Annotated in this window: 27 protein-coding genes; 12 read left to right on the top strand and 15 right to left on the bottom strand. The window is 65.7% G+C overall.

Annotated elements, in window-relative coordinates; translation table 11 throughout:
• Window positions 1–8 precede the first annotated feature (8 nt).
• From IFU00_11810 to sulP, 7 genes are all read left to right on the top strand, one after another.
• Window positions 9–347, top strand: a complete 339-nt coding sequence (locus tag IFU00_11810; protein MBD8542970.1) for an urease subunit beta — start codon at window positions 9–11, stop codon at window positions 345–347.
• On the top strand, window positions 347–2,047 hold the full coding sequence (gene ureC / locus IFU00_11805) for an urease subunit alpha (GenBank protein ID MBD8542969.1): 1,701 nt from the start codon (window positions 347–349) through the stop codon (window positions 2,045–2,047). The genes IFU00_11810 and ureC overlap by 1 nt, the downstream gene beginning before the upstream one ends.
• A gap of 9 nt (window positions 2,048–2,056) precedes the next feature.
• Entirely contained in the window at window positions 2,057–2,590 is a 534-nt protein-coding gene (gene ureE, locus IFU00_11800; protein ID MBD8542968.1) for an urease accessory protein UreE, read from the top strand.
• The gene (locus tag IFU00_11795; protein ID MBD8542967.1) at window positions 2,587–3,252 is read left to right on the top strand and encodes an urease accessory protein UreF; all 666 of its coding nucleotides are present in this window, start codon (window positions 2,587–2,589) and stop codon (window positions 3,250–3,252) included. The genes ureE and IFU00_11795 overlap by 4 nt, the downstream gene beginning before the upstream one ends.
• A gap of 23 nt (window positions 3,253–3,275) precedes the next feature.
• Entirely contained in the window at window positions 3,276–3,899 is a 624-nt protein-coding gene (ureG, locus tag IFU00_11790) for an urease accessory protein UreG (GenBank protein MBD8542966.1), read from the top strand.
• A gap of 16 nt (window positions 3,900–3,915) precedes the next feature.
• On the top strand, window positions 3,916–4,494 hold the full coding sequence (locus IFU00_11785; GenBank protein ID MBD8542965.1) for a HupE/UreJ family protein: 579 nt from the start codon (window positions 3,916–3,918) through the stop codon (window positions 4,492–4,494).
• A gap of 87 nt (window positions 4,495–4,581) precedes the next feature.
• The gene (sulP, locus tag IFU00_11780; protein ID MBD8542964.1) at window positions 4,582–6,240 is read left to right on the top strand and encodes a sulfate permease; all 1,659 of its coding nucleotides are present in this window, start codon (window positions 4,582–4,584) and stop codon (window positions 6,238–6,240) included.
• A gap of 11 nt (window positions 6,241–6,251) precedes the next feature.
• Here the strand turns inward: sulP and IFU00_11775 are convergent, their stop codons facing one another.
• Window positions 6,252–6,884 (bottom strand): 1-acyl-sn-glycerol-3-phosphate acyltransferase, encoded by a 633-nt coding sequence (locus tag IFU00_11775; protein ID MBD8542963.1) that lies wholly within the window; start codon window positions 6,882–6,884, stop codon window positions 6,252–6,254.
• A 191-nt stretch (window positions 6,885–7,075) separates the two neighbouring features.
• Between IFU00_11775 and arsC the strand changes: the two genes are divergently transcribed.
• Window positions 7,076–7,423 carry an arsenate reductase (glutaredoxin) gene (gene arsC / locus IFU00_11770; protein MBD8542962.1) on the top strand — a complete coding sequence of 116 codons (348 nt, stop codon included), beginning with the start codon at window positions 7,076–7,078 and terminating at the stop codon, window positions 7,421–7,423.
• Here the strand turns inward: arsC and IFU00_11765 are convergent.
• The 9 genes from IFU00_11765 to IFU00_11725 form a co-directional block, all read right to left on the bottom strand.
• Complete coding sequence (locus IFU00_11765) at window positions 7,407–7,859, bottom strand: acyl-CoA thioesterase (protein MBD8542961.1); 453 nt, start codon at window positions 7,857–7,859, stop codon at window positions 7,407–7,409. The two genes, arsC and IFU00_11765, sit on opposite strands and share 17 nt — an antisense overlap.
• A 94-nt stretch (window positions 7,860–7,953) precedes the next feature.
• Window positions 7,954–8,730, bottom strand: a complete 777-nt coding sequence (locus IFU00_11760; protein ID MBD8542960.1) for a hypothetical protein — start codon at window positions 8,728–8,730, stop codon at window positions 7,954–7,956.
• 7 nt (window positions 8,731–8,737) lie between these two features.
• On the bottom strand, window positions 8,738–11,368 hold the full coding sequence (gene pepN, locus IFU00_11755) for an aminopeptidase N (GenBank protein ID MBD8542959.1): 2,631 nt from the start codon (window positions 11,366–11,368) through the stop codon (window positions 8,738–8,740).
• 269 nt (window positions 11,369–11,637) lie between these two features.
• Window positions 11,638–12,699, bottom strand: a complete 1,062-nt coding sequence (locus IFU00_11750) for an alkene reductase (GenBank protein ID MBD8542958.1) — start codon at window positions 12,697–12,699, stop codon at window positions 11,638–11,640.
• 9 nt (window positions 12,700–12,708) lie between these two features.
• Window positions 12,709–13,005 carry a helix-turn-helix transcriptional regulator gene (locus IFU00_11745; GenBank protein MBD8542957.1) on the bottom strand — a complete coding sequence of 99 codons (297 nt, stop codon included), beginning with the start codon at window positions 13,003–13,005 and terminating at the stop codon, window positions 12,709–12,711.
• A gap of 173 nt (window positions 13,006–13,178) precedes the next feature.
• The gene (locus tag IFU00_11740) at window positions 13,179–14,153 is read right to left on the bottom strand and encodes a succinylglutamate desuccinylase/aspartoacylase family protein (protein MBD8542956.1); all 975 of its coding nucleotides are present in this window, start codon (window positions 14,151–14,153) and stop codon (window positions 13,179–13,181) included.
• Between the two features lie 75 nt (window positions 14,154–14,228).
• On the bottom strand, window positions 14,229–14,699 hold the full coding sequence (locus IFU00_11735; protein MBD8542955.1) for a hypothetical protein: 471 nt from the start codon (window positions 14,697–14,699) through the stop codon (window positions 14,229–14,231).
• A gap of 81 nt (window positions 14,700–14,780) precedes the next feature.
• On the bottom strand, window positions 14,781–15,662 hold the full coding sequence (locus IFU00_11730; GenBank protein ID MBD8542954.1) for a pirin family protein: 882 nt from the start codon (window positions 15,660–15,662) through the stop codon (window positions 14,781–14,783).
• Between the two features lie 51 nt (window positions 15,663–15,713).
• Window positions 15,714–16,310: an NAD(P)H-dependent oxidoreductase gene (locus IFU00_11725; protein ID MBD8542953.1), complete on the bottom strand. Its 597-nt coding sequence runs from the start codon at window positions 16,308–16,310 to the stop codon at window positions 15,714–15,716.
• Between the two features lie 108 nt (window positions 16,311–16,418).
• Between IFU00_11725 and IFU00_11720 the strand changes: the two genes are divergently transcribed.
• Window positions 16,419–17,390 (top strand): LysR family transcriptional regulator, encoded by a 972-nt coding sequence (locus IFU00_11720; GenBank protein ID MBD8542952.1) that lies wholly within the window; start codon window positions 16,419–16,421, stop codon window positions 17,388–17,390.
• A 10-nt stretch (window positions 17,391–17,400) separates the two neighbouring features.
• Here the strand turns inward: IFU00_11720 and psd are convergent, their stop codons facing one another.
• Entirely contained in the window at window positions 17,401–18,219 is an 819-nt protein-coding gene (gene psd / locus IFU00_11715) for a phosphatidylserine decarboxylase (protein MBD8542951.1), read from the bottom strand.
• A 307-nt stretch (window positions 18,220–18,526) separates the two neighbouring features.
• Here psd and IFU00_11710 point away from each other — a divergent pair, with 307 nt between their 5' ends.
• Both IFU00_11710 and IFU00_11705 read left to right on the top strand, forming a co-directional pair.
• Window positions 18,527–20,200 (top strand): TonB-dependent receptor, encoded by a 1,674-nt coding sequence (locus IFU00_11710; GenBank protein ID MBD8542950.1) that lies wholly within the window; start codon window positions 18,527–18,529, stop codon window positions 20,198–20,200.
• Entirely contained in the window at window positions 20,110–20,682 is a 573-nt protein-coding gene (locus tag IFU00_11705; protein ID MBD8542949.1) for a TonB-dependent receptor, read from the top strand. Before IFU00_11710 ends, IFU00_11705 begins: the two co-directional genes overlap by 91 nt.
• Window positions 20,683–20,945: 263 nt before the next feature.
• Here the strand turns inward: IFU00_11705 and IFU00_11700 are convergent, their stop codons facing one another.
• The 3 genes from IFU00_11700 to IFU00_11690 all read right to left on the bottom strand — a co-directional run bounded on the left by IFU00_11700 (window position 20,946) and on the right by IFU00_11690 (window position 23,618).
• Complete coding sequence (locus IFU00_11700; GenBank protein ID MBD8542948.1) at window positions 20,946–22,208, bottom strand: TCR/Tet family MFS transporter; 1,263 nt, start codon at window positions 22,206–22,208, stop codon at window positions 20,946–20,948.
• An 88-nt stretch (window positions 22,209–22,296) separates the two neighbouring features.
• Window positions 22,297–22,956: an HD domain-containing protein gene (locus IFU00_11695; protein MBD8542947.1), complete on the bottom strand. Its 660-nt coding sequence runs from the start codon at window positions 22,954–22,956 to the stop codon at window positions 22,297–22,299.
• On the bottom strand, window positions 22,950–23,618 hold the full coding sequence (locus IFU00_11690; protein ID MBD8542946.1) for a ribonuclease HI family protein: 669 nt from the start codon (window positions 23,616–23,618) through the stop codon (window positions 22,950–22,952). The genes IFU00_11695 and IFU00_11690 overlap by 7 nt, the downstream gene beginning before the upstream one ends.
• Window positions 23,619–23,705: 87 nt before the next feature.
• On the opposite strand from IFU00_11690, the gene IFU00_11685 reads away from it, so the two are divergent.
• Entirely contained in the window at window positions 23,706–25,640 is a 1,935-nt protein-coding gene (locus IFU00_11685; GenBank protein ID MBD8542945.1) for a S9 family peptidase, read from the top strand.
• 9 nt (window positions 25,641–25,649) lie between these two features.
• Here IFU00_11685 and IFU00_11680 read toward each other — a convergent pair whose 3' ends face one another.
• Entirely contained in the window at window positions 25,650–26,231 is a 582-nt protein-coding gene (locus IFU00_11680) for a YXWGXW repeat-containing protein (protein MBD8542944.1), read from the bottom strand.
• Window positions 26,232–26,242: the final 11 nt, after the last annotated feature.

Genomic DNA, 26,242 nt, shown 5'->3' with positions numbered 1-26,242 from the left:
AGCCCAGCGTGATCCCAGGCGAATACTTTCTTGACGACGGCGATATCGAACTCAACGTCGGTCGGCGCACGCTGACCGTGGTTGTGGCCAATGCGGGCGACCGGCCGGTGCAGGTCGGCTCGCATTATCATTTTTATGAAGTCAATCCCGCGTTGCAGTTCGAGCGCGACAGCACGCTCGGCATGCGGCTGAACATCGCGGCCGGCACCGCCGTGCGCTTCGAGCCAGGCCAGCGCCGCACGGTGGAACTGGTCGACCTGGCGGGCGAGCGGATCGTGCATGGTTTCCAGGGCCGCGTGTCGGGGCCGTTGCCTGCGGTCGTACCTTTCACACCAGGGGAGGCATGATGGTCACGCTCAGCCGCCAGGCCTACGCCGACATGTATGGCCCGACCACGGGCGACCGGATCCGCCTGGCCGACACCGACCTCGTGATCGAGATCGAACGCGACTTCGCGACCTACGGCGAAGAGGTCAAGTTCGGCGGCGGCAAAGTGATCCGCGACGGCATGGGCCAGTCGCAGCGTCTGCGCGAGGGCGTGATGGACACCGTCATCACCAACGCCGTCATCATCGACCACTGGGGCATCGTCAAGGCCGACATCGGGATCAAGGATGGCCTGATTGCCGCCATCGGCAAGGCCGGCAACCCGGATATCCAGCCGAATGTCACGATGGCCATCGGCGGTGCCACCGAGATCATCGCCGGCGAAGGCATGATCGTCACGGCCGGTGGTGTCGACACGCACATCCATTTCATCTGCCCGCAGCAGATCGATGAAGCGCTGTACTCGGGCATCACGACGATGCTGGGCGGCGGCACCGGGCCCGCCGTCGGCACGGCCGCCACGACCTGCACGCCGGGCGCCTGGCACATTCATTCGATGCTGCAGGCGGCCGACGCGTTCCCGATGAATCTGGGCTTTTTTGGCAAGGGCAACGTCAGCCAGCCCGGCCCGCTCGAAGAGCAGGTCCATGCCGGCGCCGTGGGCCTGAAGCTGCACGAAGACTGGGGCAGCACGCCCGCCGCGATCGACAATTGCCTGTCGGTGGCCGAACGGCTGGACGTGCAGGTGGCGCTGCATTCCGACACGCTCAACGAGGCAGGCTTTCTGGAGTCGACCGTGGCGGCGTTCAAGGGCCGCACGATCCACACCTTCCACACCGAGGGTGCCGGCGGTGGCCATGCGCCGGACATCATCGCGGCCGTGGGCTACGACAACGTGCTGCCGTCGTCGACCAATCCCACGCGCCCGTTCACGGTCAATACGCTCGACGAGCACCTGGACATGCTGATGGTCTGCCACCACCTCGACCCGGCGATTGCCGAGGACGTGGCGTTTGCAGAATCGCGCATCCGGCGCGAGACGATCGCCGCCGAGGACATCCTGCACGACCTGGGCGCGATCTCGATGATGTCGTCGGACTCGCAGGCGATGGGGCGCGTGGGCGAGACGATCATGCGCACCTGGCAGACGGCGCACAAGATGAAGGTGCAGCGCGGCGCTTTGGACGGCGACTCGTCACGCAACGACAATGCCCGCGTCAAGCGCTACATCGCCAAGTACACGATCAATCCCGCCATCACGCACGGCATCGCGCACGTCGTCGGCTCGCTCGAGGTGGGAAAGATCGCCGACATCGTGCTGTGGCGGCCCGCCTTCTTTGGCGTCAAGCCGTCGATGGTCGTCAAGGGCGGGATGATCGCGGCGAGCCTGATGGGCGACCCGAATGCCTCGATCCCGACGCCGCAGCCGGTGCATTACCGGCCCATGTTCGGCGCGTTTGGCGGCGGCCTGCGCAAGTCGTTCACGTTTGTTTCACAAAGCGCGTTCGAGGCCGGCATCGCGCGCACGCTGGGACTGACCAAGACGACGATCGCCGTGCGCGGCACGCGCGGCCTGCGCAAGCGCGACATGATCCACAACGGCGCCACGCCGCACATGGAAGTCGATCCCGAAACCTATGAAGTGCGGGCCGACGGCCGCCTGCTCGTGTGCGAAGCGGCCAGCATGCTGCCGCTGGCGCAGCGTTACTTTCTGTTCTAGAGGCCATCCATGATTTCACTGCATACCCGCATCCTTGTTGCCGACGTCGTGCACGACACGCTGGTGCTGCCGTTCGAACAACGGGAGCGCTGCCGCCAGCGCGCACGCCTGGCCTCGGGCGAAGAGGTCGCGCTGTTCCTCGTGCGCGGCACGGTGCTGCGCGATGGCGACCTGCTGCTGGGCGAAGGCGGGCGTGTCGTACGCGTCGAGGCCGCGCTGGAGCCGACGTATGTCGTGCGCTGCAGCGACGCGACGCTGCTGGCCCGCTGCGCCTTTCACCTGGGGAACCGTCACACGCAGACGCAGGTGGGCCCCGGCTGGCTGCGCATCCGTGTCGATCCGGTGCTGCGCGAGATGGTCGCGGGGCTGGGTGCCGACGTCAGTGAAGAACTGGCCAGATTCGAGCCGGAGGCGGGCGCGTATGGCGGCGGCCACGGTCACCATCATGAGCAGGGGCCGGGCGGCTTGCTGGCGCCGGTGCCGCTGCGCCAGAAGATTCACCGGCCGTCGGACGTTGCGCCAATAGCACCGGATCCGACATGAACGCCGCCAGCCTGTTGCACCTGCTGCAGTTTGCCAGCCCGGCCTTGCCGATCGGCGGCTACAGCTATTCGCAGGGCCTCGAAGCGGCGCTCGAAGAAGGCCTGGTCACGGACGCCGACAGCGCTCGCGCGTGGATCGTGCGCTACCTCGATGACGTCGTGGCGCGTTGGGATGCGCCCGTGTTGTGGCGTCTTTTGAAAGCATTTGCCGCGCGCGATGACGAGACGATTGCGCACTGGGGCGGGTGCTTCCTGGCGTCGCGCGACACGGCCGAACTGCGCGCCGAATCGGTCCAGATGGGCTATTCGCTGAGTCGCCTGATCGCGGAGCTGGGCGTGGCCGACACGCGCGCGCTCGGCGAGGACGTCACGCTGCCGCTGGCGTTTGCCTGCGCGGTGGACGGACTCGATATTCCGCATGAAGAAGCGCTGCTGGCGATGGTGTTTGCGTGGGTTGAAAACCAGGTGCTGGTGTGCGTCAAGTCGGTGCCGCTGGGGCAGGTGGCCGGCCAGCGCCTGCTGCTGTCGCTGCGGCCCGAGATCGAGCGCGCCGTTGAACTGGCGCGGCGTTTGCCGGACGACGAATTGTCGAACTGGGCACCTGGCCTGTCGATGCTGTCGATGCGCCACGAAGTGCAGCATGGCCGCTTGTACCGGTCGTGATCATTGTTGATGAAGGAGCAAGCATGACAACATCCAATCCGCTGCGGGTCGGGATCGGCGGGCCGGTTGGCTCGGGCAAGACCGCGCTGTGCGAGCTGCTGTGCCGCCACATGCGCGACGCGTACGACATGGCCGTGATCACCAACGATATCTACACGCGCGAAGACATGGACATCCTGCTGCGCGCCGGCGCGCTCGCGCCCGAGCGCCTGATGGGCGTGGAGACGGGCGGCTGCCCGCACACGGCGATCCGCGAAGACGCGTCGATCAACCTGGAAGCCATCGCGCGCCTGCAGGCCGATTTTCCGCACCTGGAGCTGGTGCTGGTCGAATCGGGTGGCGACAATCTGGCCGCGACCTTCAGTCCGGAGCTGTCCGACCTGACGCTGTACGTGATCGACGTCGCCGGCGGCGAAAAGATCCCGCGCAAGGGCGGGCCGGGCATCACGCGCTCGGACCTCCTGATCATCAACAAGACCGATCTGGCGCCGCACGTCGGGGCGGACCTGGCGGTGATGGCGAGCGATGCACGGCGCCAGCGTGGCGAGCGGCCCTTCGTGTTTACCAATCTGCGCACGGGCGAAGGCGTGCAGGACGTGGTGGCGTTCATCCGCGAGCAGGGCCTGCTCGACGCAGTCCACCAATAACACCAGGGAGATAACCATGACGACAAGTTTGCGCGCGCTGCACCACACCATCCGCCACCACCAGGCCCGCGCGGGCGTGGCCGTGACCGCCCTGACACTGGCGCTGCCGGCGGCCGCGCATCCCGGACACGCGCCCGACAGTGGCTTCGTGGCTGGCCTGCTGCACCCGGTGACGGGCGTCGACCATCTGCTGGCGCTGCTCGCGGTTGGCCTCTGGAGCCGCCAGCAGCACCGCTACCTGCTCGCACCGACGTTCCTCGTGATGATGGCGCTGGGTGCGGCCAGCAGCGGCGGCGTCGCGTTGCCGGCTCTCGAACTGTCGATCGCGGCGACCGTGCTGCTGCTGGGCGGGTTGGCGGCATATGCGCCACGACTGCAGCAGCGGCAAATGGCGGTACTTACCGTCGGCGCCTGCGCGTTCGTGCATGGACTCGCGCACGGGAATGAACTGACCGGCATGGCCAGCGGCGCCGGCTTCATCCTGGCCAGCGCCGGGCTGATGCTGCTGGGCGCGATTCCGGGCGAGCGCCTGCGCCGGCCACTGGCTGCGGCCATCGGCGCGGCGGGCATCTGGCTGGTGGCGCTGGCCCGTTGAAGTATGCGTCCTGAGGCTCGGCCTGGGCTGGTAATCATGCTACGCTAGCGTTCTTTTCACCTCCGGCCGTCCCGGCCAGGACTTTCCATGCTTGAGTGGTTGCGCCCGTACCGGCGCGCCGCGCTGCCGGGCGATATCAGCGCCGGCATCGTGGTGGCGATGATGATGATCCCGCAGGGCATGGCCTACGCCCTGGTGGCGGGCCTGCCGCCGGCGGTCGGCATCTATGCCAGCATCGTCCCGCCCTTGCTGTATGCGCTGTTCGGTACCAGCACCACGCAATCGGTCGGGCCGATGGCGATCATTTCCCTGATGACGGCGTCCACGCTGGCGCCACTGGCCACGCCGGGCACGGCGCTGTATGGCGTGCTGGCCGCGCAACTGGCCCTGTTGTCCGGCCTGGTCCTGCTGCTGTGCGGGCTGCTGCGCATCGGCTTTCTCGCCAACTTCTTTTCGCGACCCGTGATGAGCGGCTTCACCATCGGCTCGGCGATCGTCATCGCGTGGGGGCAGTTGCGCACGCTGGTGGGCGGCCCCATCGAGATCGGCATGACGCCGCACTGGCCAAGCATCCTGCTGGGCGTCGGTTCGCTCGTGCTGCTGTTGGCCGCGCGCAGTCACCTGGCGCCGCTGCTGCGCCGGCTGCGCGTGCCGGCAGCGGCGGCCGACGTCGGGTCCAAGCTGGCGCCGATTGCCGTCGTGCTGGGCGCGATGGCGCTCGTGCAGCAGCTGGGTCTTGTGCAGATGGGGGTGGCGACGACGGGCGCCGTGCCGACCGGTTTGCCGGGGCTGAACCTGGCGACGTCGTCGCAGCACTGGCAAGCGCTGCTCCAACCGGCGCTCTTGATTGGCTTCATGGTGTTCCTGATCAGCATGTCGGGCGCGCAGGCGCTGGCGCTCAAGCGGGGCGGCGAAAAACTGGTCAGCAACCGCGAACTGGTGGGCCTGGGCGCGGCCAACGTCGGCAGCGCGCTGACCGGCGGCTTTCCCGTCACCGGCAGTCTGTCGCGTTCGGCCGTCAATTTCGCGGCCGGCGCCAACACGCAACTGGCCAGCATGATCACCGCCGGCCTGCTGGCGCTGGCGCTCGTGCTGCCCACCGGCTGGCTCGCACTGCTGCCGCTGCCCACACTGGCCGCAACAATCATCGTTGCGGTGCTCGGGATGCTCGACCTGTCGACGCTGCGCACCGCCTGGCGCTACGACCGCGCCGATGCGCTGGCGCTGCTGGCTACCGCCGGCGGGGTGCTGCTGCTGGGCGTCGAAGCCGGCGTGCTGGTGGGCGTGGCGCTGTCGATGGTCGTGCTGATCTGGCGCGCCAGCCGGCCGCATATCGCGGTGCTGGGCCGCATCCATGGCACCGAACACTTCCGCAACGTGGAGCGCTATTCGGCCGAGACGACGCCGGGGCTGTTGATGCTGCGGGTCGATGCCGGCCTGTTCTTCGGCAATGTGGATGCGGTCAACGAGCGCATCGACGAAGAACTCGTCGCCCATCCGGGGACGCGCCATCTGGTGCTGGTGCTGTCGGCCGTGAATGCGATCGACACGTCGGCGCTGTTCGGGCTCGAAGAGCTGATCAGTTCGCTACGCCAGCGCGGGGTGCTGCTGCACCTGGCGGAAGTGAAGGGGCCGGTCATGGACCGGCTCAAGGAAAGCGACTTGTTGGGCAAACTCGATGGCCAGGTGTTCCTGAGCGCCGCCATTGCGTGGGACCAGCTGGCGGGTTCGCCGCCGCGGGACTGAGCCCGCGGCGTTCAGGCCCGCTTGCGCTGCGCGGATTGCTCGTCGCGTGGCGGCGCCAGCACGATCGGCGCAGCATTCTCCGGGTACAGCGCCTGGCTGCCGACGTAGACGGCGCGGATGGCGTCCATGTCGCGCTCGACGTCACCGGTCGGTGTCATCGTGTCGACCAGGCTCAGCTCTTTCTTGCCATAGTCAAAACGCACCAGCACCATCGGCACATTGGCCGTGACAGCGAGGTGGTAGAAGCCGCTTTTCCAGTTGGGACGATAGGCGCGCGTGCCTTCCGGCGTGATGCCGATCCAGAACGATGGCGCGGCGAGCATGGTGTCAGCCAGCTGGCGCGTCGCGCCCATCGGCGCGCGGCGGTCGACCGGGACGCCGCCCCAGTGGCGCATCAGGCGGCCCATCGGTCCCCGGAACAGCGTGTCCTTGGCCAGCCACTTGAACTGCGTGCCCATGGCCCACGTGGCCAGCAGGCCGATCGGGAAATCCCAGTTCGACGTATGCGGATAGATGACGCAAACACCGTGCGGCCCTGGCAACGGTTTGAAGAACACCTTCCAGCCGAAGCACTGCAGTACACGCAGCGCCGCGCGCTGGCGCAGGGTGGGCAGGGCTGCAGGGCGCAGCAAGTAGTCGGTCATCGGGTCTCCGGAGGGTGGCGTCAGTCATCTGCAACGGCTGCAGTTCTTACGCTCGATAAAATCAAGCGTGCGATTCTAGCCCGGCCCGGAAGGGGGAACAAGCAAAATAGTGGTGACGGGTATGCGCTGTGGTTATCATGTCGTTGTCCGATTCACCACACCATGAATAGAAAAACACCATTGCTATGACCATGGCTATCACGATTTATCACAATGCCCGCTGCGGCACGTCGCGCAACACGCTGGCCGCCATCCGCGACGCCTGTCATGAACCGCAGATCATCGACTATCTGGCCAACCCGCCGACACGTGACACGCTGACCCGCTTGATTGCCGATGCAGGCATCACGGTGCGGGAGGCCGTGCGCAGCAAGGAAGCGGTCTTCACCGAATTGGGGCTGGACCAGCCGGGCACCAGCGACGCTGCGCTGCTGGACGCGATGGTCGCGCATCCGATTCTGATCGAGCGGCCATTTGTCGTGACACCCAAGGGTGTGCGACTGTGCCGGCCATTCACGCGCGTCAGCGAGATCCTGTAGGCAGGCCGCCCACGATCACCGGCATGTACGTGTCCAGGAATTCGGCGGGCATGCGGCGCGGCCGGCCGCTCGAGAGTTCGATGCAGACCAGGTCCCAGCGCCCGCGCAGCACCGTGGCACCATCGCTGTCGCGCACGAGCTGGAAGCGCCGTTCCATCGACAGCTTGCCGTCGCCGCCAACGAGCCAGGTGGCCAGGCGCAGCGCTTCGCCGACGAACGTCGGCAGCAGGTAATCGTATTCGCCGCGCCGGATCGCCATCGCCCGGTCGAGGCGCCGGTAGTCGTCGAGTGACAGGCCGAGGCTGTCGGAGTGCGCCCAGCCGGCCTGCTCGCACCAGCGCACGTACACGGCATTGTTGGTGTGGTTCAGGCCATCGATGTCGCCGGCCTGCGGCGTCACCGCCAGGATGAACGGTTGCGGATAATCCCAGTCCAATGTGTTGTCTCCGTAAGCGGCAGAGCGCCGCAAGCGGCCATTTTACGGCAGGGCAGCGTGACGGTGGACGGCGACTGTGCGGCCTGTCAGTGGCTCAGTCGGGTTTGAACACTACCCGGGTCGGGCATCGGACCGTGCCAGCGAAGCCGCCACCACCGGCCTTGTCGAACAGCGCTGCGCCGCCAGCCTGGGCGCCGAACGGGCTCGGCCTGATGTCGCCGCCGGTGCGACACCAGGTGCGCCCGCCCAGGCGGAAGCGGTACACGACAACCCCGTCCGGCGCCGTATAACTTTCCGATATCAGCGTGCGCGAGGTGTCCACGCGGGCATTGCCGACGGCCTCCGCGAAGCGCTGCCATTTGCTGTCGCCCGGATCGAGCGGCGCCAGTTTCCCCTTGCGCAGCTCGTGGTCGATCGCGCCCGCCGTGCGTTTGCCGCGGCTGGCCAGGCTGTCGTCGCCTGGGGCGGTGGTGTCTTGTGCTGAGGCGGACGGGGTGGGGAAGGGATCTGCAGCAGGTTCGCTCGTGGCCGCAGGCGGCGCAGTGTCAGCAGGCGCTGGCGTGAGCGGTTGTGGCGCCACTGTCGGCGCGGCAGGAACGGCGCGCGCAGGAATTGCCTGCGTTGCGCACGGTCGTGGTGACGCTGCGGCAGCGGGTGCAGCGGGTGCAGCGGGGGCAGTGGAAGGACGGGAAGGCGCAGGCGCCAACACCGCTACCACGATGAATTCACGGGGCGCCGACACAACCGCCGGCAGCACCCGTACGCCGGTCGCCTGCAACCACCACCAGCCCAGCAGCAGGTGCAGACCCAGCGTGACCGCAAGCGGCCAGCCGGGCCTGCGGCGCGGCGTCAGGACCCCGGCAGCCAGCATGTGGCGATCAGCCTTTTGGTGCGTTCAGCTTTGCCTTGATCGCCACGCAGCGCTGATCGTCCTGCAGCGTGTCGAGCAGCGTGCGGCGCGTGAACGCCGACAGGTCAGTCATCGTGGCTGCCGCGCGGCTCAGGCGCGCCACGCTTTTCGGCGTGCAGGTCGCCGGGATCATCGTGCCGGCATACGCGCGCATGAAGACCGGGCCGCCCGTCTTGTCCACCTGCGGCAGGCGTGCCAGGCGCGCATCGGCATCGCGCTCATTGAGCGCGCCCTGTTCAGCCGGGAAGATGCTGCCCATCGCGGTGCGGATACGCGAGAACGGCAACGCCGTCTTCTGGTCTTCGATCTGCTTGACCCAGTCCGCCTTGACGGCGGCGTCAGGGCGCACGACCGTGGCTGCCACGGCCGCGATCTGGCCGGCGTCCGACTTGTCACGTGCGGACTCCTGCGCGATCAGGTCGAACGCGCCCGGGTGGTTGTACCGGTTCAGGCGCGCGATGATCGACCAGCGCTGTGGCTGACCCACCGGCACGCCCGCGGCGTCGACCTTGCCATCGAGGATGCCGGCCAGGCGCGCCAGCGCGTCCGGGCTGCTGGCAACGCTCACGTACTGGTTGAACCAGCGGCGCTGGAAGTCGGCGTTGCCCTTGTTGGCAAGTACGCCGTCCCACGCCATTTTTTCCAGTGCCAGCGTGGTCTGGCGCGTGTAGGCGTTATCCAGGTTCATCGCATTGAGGTAGGCCTTCGACTCGCTGACCTTGCCCAGCACGTCGCCCAGCAGCGTGTAATCCTTCTCGAGCGGCGCATTGTTCAGCGCCACGGTGAGGAAGTCATTCAGTGGCATTTCGGCGTCGCGCACGCCATCCCACAGGCTCTGCCACAGCATCGCGCGCAGCAGCGGATCGTCGACCTTGGCCAGGCTGGTGCGCGCGGTGGCGAACGAGCGCTTGTCCAGCTTGACCTTGGCATAGCCCCAGTCCTGGTAGTTCGGGTAGACCAGATCCGGGCACGCCGTGCCGTTCATGTCCGGCACCGCGGTCTTGGCGCCCGTGTAGGTGACGGGAACGTTTTTCACGAGCGTCAGCTTGCCGCCGTCGATCTTGAAGGCGCCGATCTGCACGCGCTGTTCGCGCAGCGTCGGCAGCTCTTTCGATGGCGCGGTCTGCGTCAGCGTGAAGTTGCGGATCTTGCCGCCGCTGCAGCTGTAGTTCGCGGCGATGGTGTTCACGCCGGCGTTGTACAGCCATTGTTTGGTCCAGCCGGACAGGTCGCGGCCTGCTGCTTCGCCCAGGCTGCCGATGAAATCGTCGAGCGTCGCGTTCTTCCACGAGTACTTGACCAGGTAGTTGTGCACGCCCTTGCGGAACACGTCTTCGCCCAGCAGGTGGCGCAGCTGCTTGAGCGTCGAGCCGCCTTTCGAATAGGTGATCGCATCGATATTGTCGAAGGCGTTGCTCGACGACGGCACCGGCACTTCGATCGGATGCGTGCTGGCGGTCTGGTCCTGGATATAGGCGCGCTGCTTGCCGCTCTGGTAGAACTTCTGCCACGAATCCTTGAACTCGGTCGATTCGACCGTCGCCAGCACGCCCATGAAGGATGCGAAGCTTTCGTTCAGCCACAGGCCGTTCCACCACTTCATGGTCACCAGATTGCCGAACCACTGGTGCGCCATCTCGTGCATGATCACTTCGGTCAGCGATTGCTTCTGCTCGGCCGTCATATTGGCCACGCCATAGCGCGCTTCGGCGAACGTGATCGCGCCGGCGTTTTCCATCGCGCCGTACAGGAAGTCCGGCACGATCAGCTGGTCGTACTTCTCGAACGGATACGGGACGCCGAAGTATTCTTCGAAGAAGCCGAGGCCGGCCTTGGTCTGGCGGAACCAGTCTGCCGGGACCACCAGCTTGGCCAGCGACTGGCGCGCGAACAGGCGCATCGGGTACTTGCCGCTGTTGTCTTCCCAGACCTGGTACGGGCCGGCGTGCAGCGAGAAGTTGTACGGGCTGAGTCGCTTGGTGGTCTTGAAGGTCCAGTGGCGGTTCGCGCCACGCTCGTCGATCTTCGTCTCGCGCGTGGTCGTGACCACGTGCCAGTCGCGCGGCGCGGTAACCGACACCGTGTAGCTGGCCTTCAGGTCGGGCTGGTCGAACACGGCGAACATCTGCTGGGCGGCGACCGGCTCGAAGTGCGAATAGGTGTAGACGCGGCCATCGGCCGGATCGACCATGCGGTGCAGGCCTTCGCCATTGGTGCTGTGCAGGCGCTCGTAATCGATGACGACCGTATTGCGGCCCTTGGCCAGGCTGGCCGCGTCGAGCGTGACGAACCACTTGTTGTAGCGCGTGGCGACGGGCTTGCCGTTGACGCTGACCGATTTGACGGTGGCGTCCTTCAGGTCGAGCGTGACCGGCGCGTCGGCATCCTTCAGGTCGAACGTGACGGTCGTGGTGCCGGCAAAGGTTTCCTTGCCGGTCAGCGTGAAGTCCAGCACATAGTCCACGTTCGATACACGCGCGGAGCGGGCAAAGGCGTCGACCTGCGACAGGAATGGCGTCTCGGCGCGCGCGCCCTGAGCCGCCGGCGCAGCGTGGACGGCGCCGCTGAAGGAGATGGCGGAAGCGATGGCAAGCGCCATGGCGCGGTGTGCTGGAACGTTCACTGAAAATCCTCTCTCGGTAGGCGCATCGACACGTGCGCGCAGTAACAATCTAACAATCGCGCAAGAATATCACTAACGTTCGTGGCTGGACACTCATTATGATGATCCTTTTTCCACGCATGCATATGGCATACATATGCTCCATTCAAGCGTCAATACGAAAAAAAACAGGACCCGCAGGTCCTGTTCGAAGAAGCGCCGCCCCTCGCCGGCGATAGCGGGCGAGGGCGCGGAGAAAGGGATGCTTACACCGTGGCCGGCAGCGCCGGATAATCGGTGTAGCCGGTCGCGCCCGGATAGTAGAACGTGTCCGGGTTCGGCTTGTTGAGCGGTGCGTTCAGCTGCAGGCGTTCCACCAGGTCCGGGTTGGCGATGTACAGCTGGCCCCACGAGACGGCATCGGCCGTGCCGCTGGCGATCAGTTCCTCGGCCTTTTCCTTGCTCAGCTGCTGGTTCGCGATCCAGACGCCGCCGAATTCTTTCTTGATCATCGGGCCCAGTTCATCCGGGCTCTGGCCTTCGCGGGTGAAGATGAACGCGATCTTGCGGCGACCCAGTTCACGCGCGACGTAGCCGAAGGTCTCAGCCGGCGTCGAGTCGCCCATATCGTGCGAGTCGCGTGCCGGCGCCAGGTGCATGCCGACGCGGTCGGCGCCCCAGACGTCGATGCAGGCATCGGTTACTTCCAGCAGCAGGCGCGCGCGGTTCTCGATCGAACCGCCGTACGCGTCGGTGCGCTGGTTGGTCGAGTCTTGCAGAAACTGGTCGAGCAGGTAGCCATTGGCGCCGTGGATTTCCACGCCGTCGAAGCCGGCCAGCTTGGCATTCTCGGCGCCCTTGCGGTAGGCCGATACGATGCCCGGAATTTCTTCGATGTCCAGCGCGCGCGGGGTGACATATTCACGCTTCGGGCGCAGCAGGCTCACGTGGCCGTCTGGCTTGATCGCCGATGGCGCCACCGGCAGTTGGCCGTCCAGGAACGACGGGTCGGAGATGCGGCCGACGTGCCACAGCTGCAGAAAGATGCGGCCGCCGGCAGCGTGCACGGCGTCAGTCACGAGCTTCCAGCCTTCGACCTGCTCATCGGACCAGATGCCTGGCGTGTCGGCGTAACCGACACCCATCGGGGTGACCGACGTGGCTTCGGACAGGATCAGGCCCGCCGAAGCGCGCTGCACATAGTATTCGGCCATCAGGGCATTGGGGACACGGCCGGCATCGGCGCGCGAGCGGGTCAGCGGCGCCATGACAATGCGGTTTGGCCATTCGAGGGCGCCGACCTTGATCGGATCAAACATGGTAGTCATCTGGTTTTCCTAAATTGCGTCGTTCAATTGGGCGAGGAAGGCCGCAATGGCTTCCTCGTTGCGATGATAAAAAACCCACTGGCCGACCCGGCGCGTGCCCACCAGGCCCGTGCGCTGCAGCGTGGCCAGGTGCGCCGACACGGTCGATTGCGACAGGCCGGTGCGCTGGTCGATCAGCTTGCAGCACACACCCATCTCGAGCGGGTGTTCCTGCTCGCTGAAGTGCAACTGCGGATCTTTCAGCCAGTGCAGGATCTGGCGCCGCACCGGGTTGGCCAGGGCCTTGTGGATCGCGTCGATATCCATCGGGTGGTTCCTTTATATCGGGATCTTTCGATCCGAATATCGTCATCTTACGATATTCAAAAAAAGTCTGCTGGCGGGGGTCCGATTTTTGCTGCCGGGTGCTGCCTACGCCATCTGGACCGGCGCGCTGCGACTGTTGCCGAACGCGCTGATCATCAGCGGCATCGTGAAGCTCAGCCCTGTTCGCGTCCGAACAGCGGGTTTGTGCGGGTGAGGTAATACCACTCGGTGTTGGCGGCAGCGCTGGCGGCCGGGAACAGGATACGGCCGCCGAATTCGGCGGTGACGGGCGTGCCGTCGGCGCGGGTGCCGATCAGTTCACCTTCTTCAACCGGATCGAAGCTTTTCCAGGGACGCACGAACGCGTCATCCGCGTGCAGCTTGTCGTGCACGACCACCATCGACAGCGCTTCCATGGCATCGAAATCCACGGGCACCGGGTCGGGCGCCGCAATCAAACCCAGGTGCGCCAGCGTATTCATGATCGCGCGGTATGCCACATCGGGCGCGGCCGGATCGTCGTGCTGGCCGGCTTCGAGCGTCAGCGCGTAGCCACCCGTGCTGCGCATGTATTCGGTGGTGCCCACGCCATAACGCAACACCGTTTCCAGTTCGTCGGCACTGCGGCTGCGGCGCTGCACGCCGTCGCCATAGGTCGCCAGCCAGCCATCGACAAAGCGACGCACGCCCAGGCGGCGCGCCCACGCGCGTTCTTTTTCGGCGTGGCGGAACGGCTGCAGCGTGCCGTCATTGTCGAGCGGACCAACCATCACGAACGGCTCGCCCGTGGCGGCAAACGAATGGATATCGAGCAGCACGTCGTGCTGGCCGAGCAGGGGGCACAGCCAGTTCGCGATCTGGTCTTCGAAATCCTGTGGATTGGCTTTCGGGAACAGGTCGCGGTTCAGGTTGCGGTCGCCATTGCGCGTGACCTGCTGGTACGCCAGCGGATTGACGATTGGCACGAATGTCACGCTGCCGGCAGCAATGTGCAGCGCGCCGCTGTCGATCTCGTCCATCACGCGCCGGATGGCTTTGGTGCCGCATACCTCGTTGCCGTGGGTCGCGCCCATGATGATGACGCGCGGGCCTGGCTGCAGGCCGGTGTAGTTGATCGATTTGAACTGGAACTGGCGGGGCGAAGTCATGGGCGGTGTGAGTGAAGAGAAAATGGGTGGCGGTATTTTATCGGTAAATGCCAGCATTGACGCATGCTGGCTGCATCAGCCCCGCGCCTCGATCACGCCAAACCCCGCCGGCGCATCGCCCAGATACGCCAGCACCGCATGCGCCTGGATATTTGCATCGAACTGCGCATTGGCCGCGATCGTCGCGCGCAGGCCCGGCACGATGTCGGGTGTGTGCGGCTGACGGTATGCCCTGATCAGCAGCGCCACCAGATCGGCCGGCGCGTCGGCGCGGCGCAGGCGCGCTTCGATGATGGCAAGTAACGCGCGCTGCATGCGCGGCGTCGGATTGCGGATCTCGCCGAACACATAGGGCGTGTTGGTGATGGCCGCGCAGATGATGGTTTCCATCCGCTCAGCCTTGAGGTCGGACGGGATGTCGAAGTACGCCTTGTTCCAGCGGGTGTACGGGGAAGCGTGCCCGCGCGGGAAGCGGTCGGCGTTTTCCAGCCCCAGCGCATAGCTGGCGCGGGCGAGCAGGTCGCCCAGGGTGTCTAGCAGTGCCATGGCAGGCTGTGTTGCGCTTGTGTCATCCCGAGAGTGTAGCGCATGCCTGCCAGGTACGTAGGGTGGCCGCTGACAACGCGCTTATGCGAAACGCCCGGCCCGAAAATCCTCGACCGCCTGATGCAGCTCGGCCTGGGTATTCATCACGAACGGTCCGTACTGCGCAATGGGTTCGCTCAAAGGGCGGCCGGCCAGTACCAGCAGGCGCGTGGGTGCGATCGCCTTGATCCGCACGCCGTCGGCGCCGGCGGCATTGTCGAGGATCGCCATGCGCGTTTGCGGCACGCCTTTTCCGTCGATGACGGCTTCACCGCGAAACACATAGACGAACGCATTGTGTCCGGCCGGAATCGGCTGCTCGAACGTCACCCCGGCCGGGATCTCGAGGTCGAGATACAGCGGCTCGGTATGCGCCCGCTGCACTGCGCCCTCGACGCCATGCGTGCGGCCGGCGATCACCTGCACGGTCACGCCGTCAGGCGTTGTCAGGCGCGGCACTTCCTCGAGCGGGATGTCGCGATACCACGGCGCCGTCATCTTGTCGCTCGCGGGCAGGTTGAGCCAGAGCTGGAAGCCTTCCATCAGGCCGGCGTTCTGCTCCGGCATCTCGGAGTGAATCACCCCGCGGCCGGCCGTCATCCACTGCACGCCGCCATCGGTGACCAGGCCTTCGTTGCCGGCGCTGTCGCGGTGACGCATGCGCCCGGCCAGCATGTAGGTGATGGTCTCGAAGCCCCGGTGCGGGTGCTCGGGAAAGCCAGCGATGTAGTCGCCCGGCTTGTCGCTGCCGAAGGCATCGAGCATCAGGAACGGGTCCAGGCGGCGCTGCAGGGGACCAGTCAGGATGCGGTTGATGCGTACGCCCGCGCCGTCCATCACGAACTGGCCGTTGATGAGGCGCTCGACGCCACGGCTTTTTGCGAGGGGCGCCGTGGTGACTGGCTGCGTGACGGTAGTGGTCAATCTGTTCTCCTGGTGGTTGGACCGCCTGATGGCGGCCGGGTTTTACCGGTATTACGCCAGCGCCGCTTCAACGGCGGCATTGGCCGCTGCCTGGCCCGCAGCGACGGCGTCCGGCCCCATTGCCATGCCCGACGAGTAGATATAGGTCTGGTCGACCAGGCCCAAAAAGCCCAGCAGCGCGCGCATCTGCGGCACTTGCGGATCCTGTGCCTCTTCGTAGACACCACCGCGCGCTGCAGCCACGTAGACCTTCTTGTTCTTGAGCAGGCCTTCCGGACCGGTCTCGGTATAGCGGAACGTCACGCCAGCGCGGGCGATGGCGTCGAACCAGCTTTTCAGCTGCGCCGGCATCGAGAAGTTGTACATCGGCGCACCCAGCACGATCACGTCGGCCGCCTGCGCTTCGAGGATCAGCGCGTCGTCCTGCTCCACGCGCGCCAGTTGCGCCGCGCTGCGCTGGTCACCCGGCGTGAACAGCGCGCCCAGTGCGGCGCCGTCGAGCAGCGGGACCGGGGCGGCGCCCAGGTCGCGGCGCACGACGGTCGCGCCCGGGTTGGCGGCGACGAGCTTGTCGACGATCTGTTGCGTGACGCGGGTCGATTCGGAGGCGTCGCCGCGGATGCTCGAGGTGATGTGCAGGATGTTCATGGTGGTGGTCCCTTCGTGGTTGGAGTAGCGATGGGTCTACTTTAGTCTTTCCAAAAACAATGCGAAAGCTCGTAAAATGGATAACATTATTCTGCTGATGGGACAATCATGGACGTCGAACCGAATGACCTGCTGCTGTTTGCACGTATCGTCGAGGCGGGAAGCTTCACGCGCGCAGCCGATCGCGTCAATTTGCCGAAGTCGACCGTGTCGCGCCGCCTGGCGCTGCTCGAGACGACCCTGGGCGAGCGGCTGCTGCAACGCACGACGCGCAAGCTGGTGGTGACGGAATTCGGCGCCAGCCTGTATGAGCACGCGCGGCGCCTGGCCGACGAAGTGGAGGCGGCTGGCGCGCTGGCCCAGCACCGCCAGGGCGAGCCGAGCGGCAAGCTGCGCATCTCGGCGCCGGGCGACTTCGCCAATAGCACCCTGAATCACGTGATCGCGCGCTTTCTCGAGCGCTACCCGGCCGTGACGCTCGAGATGGACCTGACGCCGCGCCGGGTCGACCTGGTGGCCGAGAATTTCGACATTGCCATCCGCATGGGCGATTTGCCGGACGACGCCACGCTCAGCGCGCGCCCGTTCATCCTCGAGCAGCCGGGCCTGTTCGCATCGCCCGCCTACCTGGCGCGGCACGGCATTCCCGAGCATCCGGACGACCTGGCCACGCACGACGTGCTGTGCATCCTGAGCCGCAGCGGCGGCCCGATGCCATGGACGCTGATTCGCGGGAAAGTGCGCTGGCAGCGCGCGCTGTCAAGCCGGCTGACAGCCAATTCACCCGACCTGCTGGCGCGCATCGCTGCGCGCGGCGCCGGGATCGCGCTCAGCTCGACGCTGTTTGCCGAACCGTATATGCAGACGGGGGAACTGGTGCGGGTGCTGCCGGAGTGGGAGATGCCAACCGCGAATGGCTGGGCCGTGTTCCCGAGCCGCAAGCTGATGCCGGCCAAGACGCGCGCATTCCTGGCGATGATGGAAGAGACCTGTACGGCCCACGGCCATGGGCCGGAGCAGATCGCTGCGGCCTTCAGGGCGAAGGCCGCATTGGAGAAGGGTGCGCCGGACGTTGCCTGAGCGCGAACGATCAGCGCAGGGGCCGGTTGCCCATCACGTCACCCAGGCGCACCTTGCCTTCGGGCGCCCAGGCCGGATTGAAGCGGATCGCGCCTTTCTGGAACAGCATCACGACGGTGGAGCCGAGCAGGAAGCGGCCCATCTCATCGCCTTTTTTCAGCGTGACCTGGCCCGGCTCGTACTGCCAGTCGCAGATGCGCGCCATGCGCGGCGGATTGACGACGCCATGCCAGACAGTCGCCATGCTGCCGACGATGGTCGCGCCCACGAGCGTCATCACGAATGGCCCGAATTCGTCGCTGTCGAACACGCACACGACGCGCTCGTTACGCGCGAACAGCCCCGGCACGCCCCGCGCCGTCGTCGGGTTCACCGAGAACAGCTTGCCCGGCACATAGATCATGCGCGTCAGACGGCCGTCGCAGGGCATGTGGATGCGGTGGTAATCCTTCGGGCTCAGGTAGACGTTGGCGAAGTGGCCGTGCTGGAAGTGCGCCGCCAGCGTCTGGTCGCCGCCGACCAGTTCGGCCGTGGTGAATTTGTGGCCCTTGGCCTGGAAAATCTGATGGTCATCGATGTCGCCGAACTGGCTGATCGCGCCGTCGACCGGGCACACGTAATCGGCCTGTGCCAAAGGGCGCACGCCATCGCGCAGGGCGCGGGTGAAAAACTCGTTGAAACTCGGGTAGCTGGCGATGTCCGGATTGGCTGCTTCGCTCATGTCGACGCCGTATTTGCCCACGAACCAACGGATCAGGCCAGTCGTCATCGACCCACCACGGTGGCCGGCAACGCGGCCGGCGAGGTTGGTCATTGCCTGCTTCGGCATCACATATTGGGGCAGGACTTTGAGTCTGGACACGGTCGATCGCCTTTCGCGGAAAAGTGCGCATTATAGCTGGGCATGTCAGACGGAAATTCTGTTGCCGCTTTTAACACTGTTGAGACGAGTGTACCGCAGGTCGCCGGGGGATGGCGGACAGTGCAAGCATGCGCTTCCCTGTTATTTATAAGTTCCATTAGCTAGCAATATGGGATGCGCTGCAGTCGAATAAAAACTTCTATATTTACGTTTACACTCTGCTACGAAGTGGCATATTCTGGCCCGGTCTGTTCAATAACCTGGAGAAGCCGCCGTGACGAATCTGCCAACGCACTACACCGTGTCCCTGTTGATCGCTGCAAGTCTGCCGCTACCGGCAGCTGCCCAGACTGAACCTGGCATCCCGCAGGTGGACATCCGGGGCAGCGCTGCCGGCTACGATGCGCGTCGCGACGACACCGCCACCCGCATCATCATCAAGCGCGACCAACTCACGCGCTACGGCGACCGCTCGATCCTGGATGCGCTGCGGCGCGTACCCGGGGTGACGATCGACGGCAGCAGTGGCCAGGGCGGGACGATCCAGCTACGTGGACTGGGCGCCGGCTACACGCAGGTACTGATCAACGGCGAACGGGCCCCCGGCAACTTCAGCTTCGACACGCTGTCGCCCGAGGTGGTCGAGCGCATCGAGGTGCTGCGCGCCGCGACGGCAGACCTGTCGACGCAGGCGGTGGCCGGCACGGTCAACATCGTCCTGCGCCACGTGGCCAAGACCAGGGAGCGCGAGCTCAAGCTGGGCATGCTCGGTTCGGATGTGTTCAAGGGGCCGACTGCGTCCCTGCAACTGAGCGACCGGCGCGAGGGCTTCGCCTGGTCGCTGGCCGGCGATGGCGTGAGCGAACGGTTCGATCGCGTCAATGGGATGGTGCTGGAGAACACGGGAACCGACGGCGCCCTCGACCTGCTGCGCACGACGGCGACCGATGAACGTGGCCGCATGCGACGCCTGAACCTGACGCCGCGCCTGGAGTGGACACTGGCTGGCGGCGACAAGATCACGTCCGAGACGTTCGTGAACGTGACCCGGTTTCGCAACCGCGGCCATGCCCTTGTCACCACGCTGATCGGCGGCCCGCCACCTGCGCCCGATCTGGTCACGCACTACCGCGCCGATGACGAAACGGCGCGCACCGACCTGCGCTGGAGCAGGGGCTTTCCGTCCGGCGCCAGCATCGAAGCCAAGCTTGGCCTGACGGGTGAGCGCAGCGAGAATGTGGGATTGCGCGATGGGCGCGACGCTGCCGGCAATCCCGAGACCGATGGCCGCATCAATGGTGCGCGGCGTGACCGCGGCATCAATTCGACCGGCAAGGCGATGCGCAAACTCGGCAGCGGTCACGCGCTTGCCACTGGCTGGGACGGCAGCGTCACGTGGAGCGACGAGACGCGCATCGAACAGGATCGCGTGCGCGCGTTTCCGTCCGGGCTGGCGCTGGACGAAACGTTCGAGGCGCGCGTGACCCGGTTGGCCATGTACGCCCAGGACGAGTGGGACATCACGCCGCACTGGTCGATGTACCTGGGACTGCGCTGGGAGGGCATCCGCACGCGCGCATCCGGCAATTCGTTTGCCTCGACCCGCACGGGCTCCGGCGTCTGGAGCCCGGTCATGCAGACCTTATGGAAGATCCCGGGCCGCAAGGGCGACCAGGTGCGCTTCGCACTCACGCGCACCTACAAGGAGCCGGCGTTGTGGAACCTGCTGCCGCGTCGGCAAGCCTTTGAGAACAACAGCGCCACCGAAGCCGACTTCCAGGGCAATCGAACCTCAGGCCCGAACTGGCGTGGGGCGTCGACGCCGCTTACGAACACTACTGGGCCGAGAACGCGATGGTGTCGATCGCCACTTCGCTGCGCCGGATCGATGACTACACGAGCAACCGCATCTACTTTGACGGTTACCGCTGGATCTTCACGCCGGTGAACGACGGCCGCGCCGAGACCCGCTCAGCGGAGCTCGAAACGAAGTTTCCGCTCAAGTCCCTGTTCGCGGACGCGCCGGAGATCGACGTGCGGGCGGGCGTGGCACGTCACTGGTCGCGCGTCGAATCGGTACCGGGCCCCGATAACCGTCTCGAACGGCAAACGCCCTTGTCGGCCAACTTTGGGATCGATTACCGCCGGGGCGCGCTGACGCTTGGCAGCAGCGTGGCGCACAAGCGCGACGGGCTGGTTCGCGTGACGGCCAATCGCGGTTACTACACCGCGCCGCGCACTGACCTGGACGCGTACGCCGCATGGCGCATCGACGCCAAGCGCTTGCTGCGGCTGTCGCTGGCCAATCTGCTGCGCGAAAATGAAGGATTCGAGCCGTCGTACGCCGACCCGGTGACAGGCCTGGAAAGACGCCGCTTCTATTTCGCCGGCCCGCTGCGCGCCACGCTTACGTATCAGCTGGCGTTTTGATGCTGAAATCCCTGAAGTAGCGCCAAAAAAAGCGGGGGTCAGGTCTGACATTCGGACACGAGCTCAGCATAAAGCCGGGGGTCAGGTCTGACATTCGTACACGAGCTCAGCACTGTTCTTGAAAAAGACAATAAGTTTCGCACTGGTATCTCAAGGCACGTCAAAATTGCACGATCATCATTCAATCAACTGCTTAAAGCTGAGGTCGTGTCTGAATGTCAGACCTGACCCCGGCTTTGTAATGCTGGGGTCGTGTCCAAATGTCAGACCTGACCCCGGCTTTTGGCCTGGTCCGGGTCCATATTATGGTGGCGGAAGTAGCGCCACGCGACGATCAGCGCCAGCAGTTGCATGAATGCGCACAGGTAGAAGCTGCTGCCGACGCGCCAGTCCGATTGCGGCAGGTGGCTGACCGCGCTGAGGATGCCTGTGCCGAGCAGCGGCGTGATGATGACGGCTAGACTGCCGATCGACTGCAGGGAGCCCATCAACTCGCCCTGCTGGTCGGGCGGCGAGGATTTCGAGACGAGCCCTTGCAGCGCCGGGCCGGCGGCGTAGGCGAGGACGTTGCACATGATGAAGACGTACATCATCCAGCCTTCGGTCGCCAGGCCGTAGGCGGCATACGCCATGGCGCCCGAGCCCAGGCCCAGGAGGGCCAGGCGCGGCTCGCCAAAGCGCCGGATCAGGATGCCCAGCAGCCCGGCCTGCACGATGACCGACGTCAGGCCCACGCAGAACAGGGCGATGCCGTTGTCGCGCGGCGTCCAGTCGAAGCGGAAGGTGGTGTACAGCACCCAGGTCGATTGCAGCATCATCTGCGCGAAGGTGGCCAGGAATACCGCGACGACGAGGCCGCGGATGTCCTGGCGCCGCACGAGGCGCATCAGCGCCGTGAACGGGTTCAGGCGCGCCCACGCGAAGGGCGGGCGGGCGCCGGGTGCCAGCGACTCGGGCACGAAGAAGTAGCCGTACACGAGGTTCGCGCCGGACAGCGCGGCGGCGACGTAGAACGGCAGGTGCAGGTTGGTTTCGCCCAGCACGCCGCCAAGCATGGGGCCGCAGATGAAGCCCAGGCCGAAGGCGGCGCCGATCTTGCCGAAGCTCTTGGCGCGGTTTTCGCGGGTCGAGATGTCGGATGCGTAGGCTGACGCCACCGACATGCTGGCCGACGACATGCCGCCGATGACGCGGCCCAGGAACAACCAGGCCAGGCTGGGCGCCCAGGCGGTGACGAGAAAGTTCAGGCACATGCCGCCCATTGAATACAGCAGCACGGGGCGGCGGCCGACGCGGTCGCTCAGCGCACCGAGCGCCGGCATGAACAGAAATTGCAGCAGCCCGAACACGGTGGCCAGCACGCCGTACCAGAGGGCGCGCATGTCGGCGCCTTCGACAAACTGCCCGACCAGCAGCGGCAGCACGGGCACGATCAGGCCAATGCCGAGCATGTCGATGAACACGCAGACCAGCACGAAATTGAGGTTGCCGCTGGACGCTTGCGGCACGGTGGTCGTACTGGTCATGGACACCTCGGCGGTTGGCTGTCGCCTATCTTAGCATTGCGGCAACGCCTGCATGCCGATAGCAACCGATAGCAACCGATAGCAACCGCTAGACACCGCTCCACTCGGCCGCGAACTGCGCGCGGAACGTCATCAGCTGTTCGAGGCGTTCGCGGCCCACGGCGCGCGCAGCTTCCGTCTGCATCAGGTCCGGCAGCTTGTCGAGCTTGACGACGATGTGGTCGAGTGCATAGCGGCGATCGTCGTGCGCGCGCTGGTCGCCCAGCGGATCGGTCGGATGCGCCAGGCCGCTTTCCATGCGCCCCGCGATGTAGAACATGCGCGCCAATCCGACCAGGCCCAGGCCGTCGAGGCGGTCGGCATCCTGCACGATCTTGGCCTCGATCGTGGTGGCGGGAATCGCCGCCGAAAAGCTGTGCGCTTCGATGGCATGGGCGACCGCATCGAGTTTCTCGGGCGGGAAGCCCAGCAGCGCGAGCAACGCGCGCGCCAGTTCGGCCGATTGGCGCGACGCCTGGTTACGCGCGGGGTCGTTCTTCGGCAGGTTCACCAGGTCGTGCAGATAGCTGGCCGCCAGCACCACCAGACGGTCGGCTTCCGGGTAGTGCGCGAGCAGCGCCTGGGCGTTGCGCCAGACGCGGTCGAGGTGGGCGCCATCGTGGGCGCCGTCGGTGCCGGCATCCTGCGCCGCCAGCGCAATGAGTCGTGTGCGCCAGGCGGCGAAATCGGTCGGAGTACGTTCTAGCATGTTGATGTTTCCGGTAAAAGAGGCGGCACGGCGCGCTGCGAGAGCGCATCGGCCTCGATATTCTTGTGGCGCGGGATCCAGCGCAATTGCGCCTGTGGCAGGCGCGCGAGCAGGGCGCAGGCGCGGTCGCGGTAGTCGCGCAGGCTCGGGGCACTTGCGCTGGCGGGGCCATTCACGTCGTCGATGACGACCTGGCTGTCGCCGACCACCAGCACATCGTGCGCGCCGTGCGAGACGGCGGCGTCCAGCACGGCGATCAGGGCCAGGTACTCCGCTTCGCTGCTGTTACCGTAGCCGGCGTCGTGCGAAATGGCGACGCGCACGCCGCCAGGGCCTTCGAGCACGGCGCCGATGCCGCAGCGACCGGGATTCGGGCGCGCCGAGCCGTCGAACCAGGCCCGCCATGCCGTCTTGCCAGCTCCCGCGCCCCGCGTGCGCGCTGCGCTGGCCAGCGCTGCGCGTCGGTCTGACTGCTGCGCCGCATGCAGGCGCAGCGCCGCGCGTTCGGCCAGCAGGTGCGCCAGGCCAGCCACACCAGCGCTGTGCGTGAGTGTGCGGGTGAGGGCCTCAAGCTCGCTCAGGCCGGCGCGTGCCATCAGGCGCCCGCTGGCCGCCAGTTCGGTCTTGAATGCGGCAGCGCGCAGAAGGCTCAGGTCGTTCATGGCGAGAGCATAACCGATCTTGATTCGTTGACAGAAGTTAAGACTTTTGAAACACTGGATCGGTGCTGTCCAACCTGAGGAGAAGCGATGCGTCCGTCCCGTCATGCAGTCCGATTGTCCCTGTTCGCCGTGCTGGTCGGCGCCGTATCGATGCCGTTGCAGGTCAGCGCACAGGTTGCGGCGAAAGCGTCGCTGAAACAGGTCAAGCACGTCAAGCGCTACACGATCGAGCAGTTCATGGCGACGACGTCCGTGACCGGCGCCTCGTTCAGCAAGGACGAGCGGCAGATCCTGTTCAGCAGTAACGCGTCCGGCATCTTCAACGCGTACACGCTGCCCGTAAGCGGCGGCACGCCGCGCGCGCTGACCACGTCCACCGTCGATTCCACCTATGCGGTGGGCTACTTCTACAACGACGACCGCATCCTGTTCACGCGCGACACCGGGGGCGACGAGCAGAATCACCTGTACGTGCTCGAACCGGGCGGCAAGGAACGCGACCTGACGCCCGGCAAACTGAAGGCCTCGTTCGCCGGCTGGAAGCCCGACGGCAGCGGCTTCTACGTCGCCACCAACGAGCGCGATCCGAAGTTCTTCGACATCTACCTGTACGACGTGGGCAGCTACGACCGCACGATGGTGTACCAGAACGACAGCGGTATGAATGTCTCGGACATCAGCCGCGACGGCAACTGGCTCGCGTTCGACAAGTCCAGCACCACGTCCGACAGTGACGTCTACGTGTACCACCTGCCGACACGCACAATGAAGCACATCACGCCGCACACGGCGCCGGCCAGCCATTCGGCGGCCACGTTCGATCCGCAATCGAAGCGCCTGCTGTTCACCACCAATGCCGGCGGCGAGTTCACGCGCATCGCCGCTTACGATCTGGCCAGTGGCGCGACGAGCGACCTCGAGAAAGCCGACTGGGACCTGCTCGACACCAGCTACTCGCGCAACGGCGCCAACCGGGTCAGCATCGTCAACCGCGACGGCAGCATCGACGTGCGCGTGTTCGACGCCGCCGGCAAACCGGTCACGCTACCGAAACTGCCGGGCGGCGAGATGCGCCAGGTGACGTTTTCGGCCAGTGGCCGCCTGATGGCGTTCTATCTGAATGGCGACCGCTCGCCGAACAACCTGTACGTGCATGACTTTGCCAGCAAGAAGACCACCCAGCTCACGCGCAGCCTGAACCCGGCCATCGATCCGAACGACCTGGTGGAAGCCGAAGTCGTGCGCTTCAAATCGTTCGACGGAACCGTGATCCCGTCGATCTACTACAAGCCGAAAGGCGCAGCGCCGAATGCGAAGGTGCCGGCGGTGGTGTACGTGCACGGTGGGCCGGGCGGACAGACGATGCGCGGCTACAGCGCGCAGATCCAGTACCTGGTCAATCACGGCTATGCGGTCCTGGGCATCAACAACCGCGGCAGCTCGGGCTATGGCAAGACGTTTTTCCGCGCGGACGATCGCAAGCACGGCATGGAGCCGCTGTGGGATTGCATCGAAGCGAAAACCTGGCTGGCCAGCCAGTCGTACATCGATCCCGAGCGCATCGGCATCATGGGTGGCAGCTACGGCGGCTACATGACGCTGGCAGCGCTGGCGTTCCGGCCCGAGGCGTTCAAGGTCGGCATCGACATCTTTGGCGTGAGTAACTGGGTGCGCACGCTCGAGAGCATTCCGCCGTATTGGGAAGCGCAGCGCAAGGCGCTGTATGACGAGATCGGCGACCCGGTCAAGGACAAGGCATTTCTGGTCGAGACGTCGCCGCTGTTCCACGCGCACCGCATCATCAAGCCGCTGATGGTGATCCAGGGCGCGAACGATCCGCGCGTGATCCGGCCCGAGAGCGACGAAATCGTGGAAGCGGTCCGCAAGAACAAGGTCGACGTCGAGTATGTCGTGTTCGATGACGAAGGCCATGGTTTCTCGAAGAAGAAAAACCAGACCGAGGCCAGCGCGAAGATCCTGGCGTTTCTGGACAAGCACCTGAAACGCCAGGAGATGAATTAACAGCGTGGATCAACGGCGATAAGGATTGTCCGGACGGCTGTCATGGCGGTTGCGCACGCCATCGCCATCGCGGTCGCGGTCGTGACGGTTGCGGATGCCGTCATTGTCGCGATCTCGGTCGCGGTAGTTCGGGACGCCGTCGCGATCGAAGTCCGGTCCGCGCCCGCGGCCGTTGCCGTGATGCCGATCCCGATCACGGTGGTCGCGATAGCCGCGGTCGCGGTCATAGCCGTCATGGCCGCGCACATACACTGGCTGCGGGCCGTAGTGGTGGCCCGGGCCGCGGTTCCAGCGCGACGGTTCCATCACCCAGCGGTTGCCGCGATGGTGCCAGCTCGGCGGCGCATACACGTAACCGGGGCGCGCAACGACGTAGTGGCCGGGCACCCAGTCATGGCGGTGACCGCGCCATTCCCAGTAGCCGGGCGCCCAGACGTGGCCGCGACGCGGGCCAGGAATGCGCTCGTAGATGGGGGCGGGCGGGGCGTTGCTGATCACGACCGAGACATGTGGCTGGGCCTGTGCAGACAGCGGGATGGTGGCAGCCGCGCCAATGGCGATCAGGGCTGCAAGAATAAACGGGGATTTCATGGTCGTCTCCA

The sequence above is a fragment of the Oxalobacteraceae sp. CFBP 8761 genome (genome assembly GCA_014841595.1).
Taxonomy (GTDB): Bacteria; Pseudomonadota; Gammaproteobacteria; order Burkholderiales; family Burkholderiaceae_D; genus Telluria.
The sequence above is the reverse complement of the archived record's forward strand: the minus strand, read 5'-3'. Positions and strand labels throughout refer to the sequence as shown.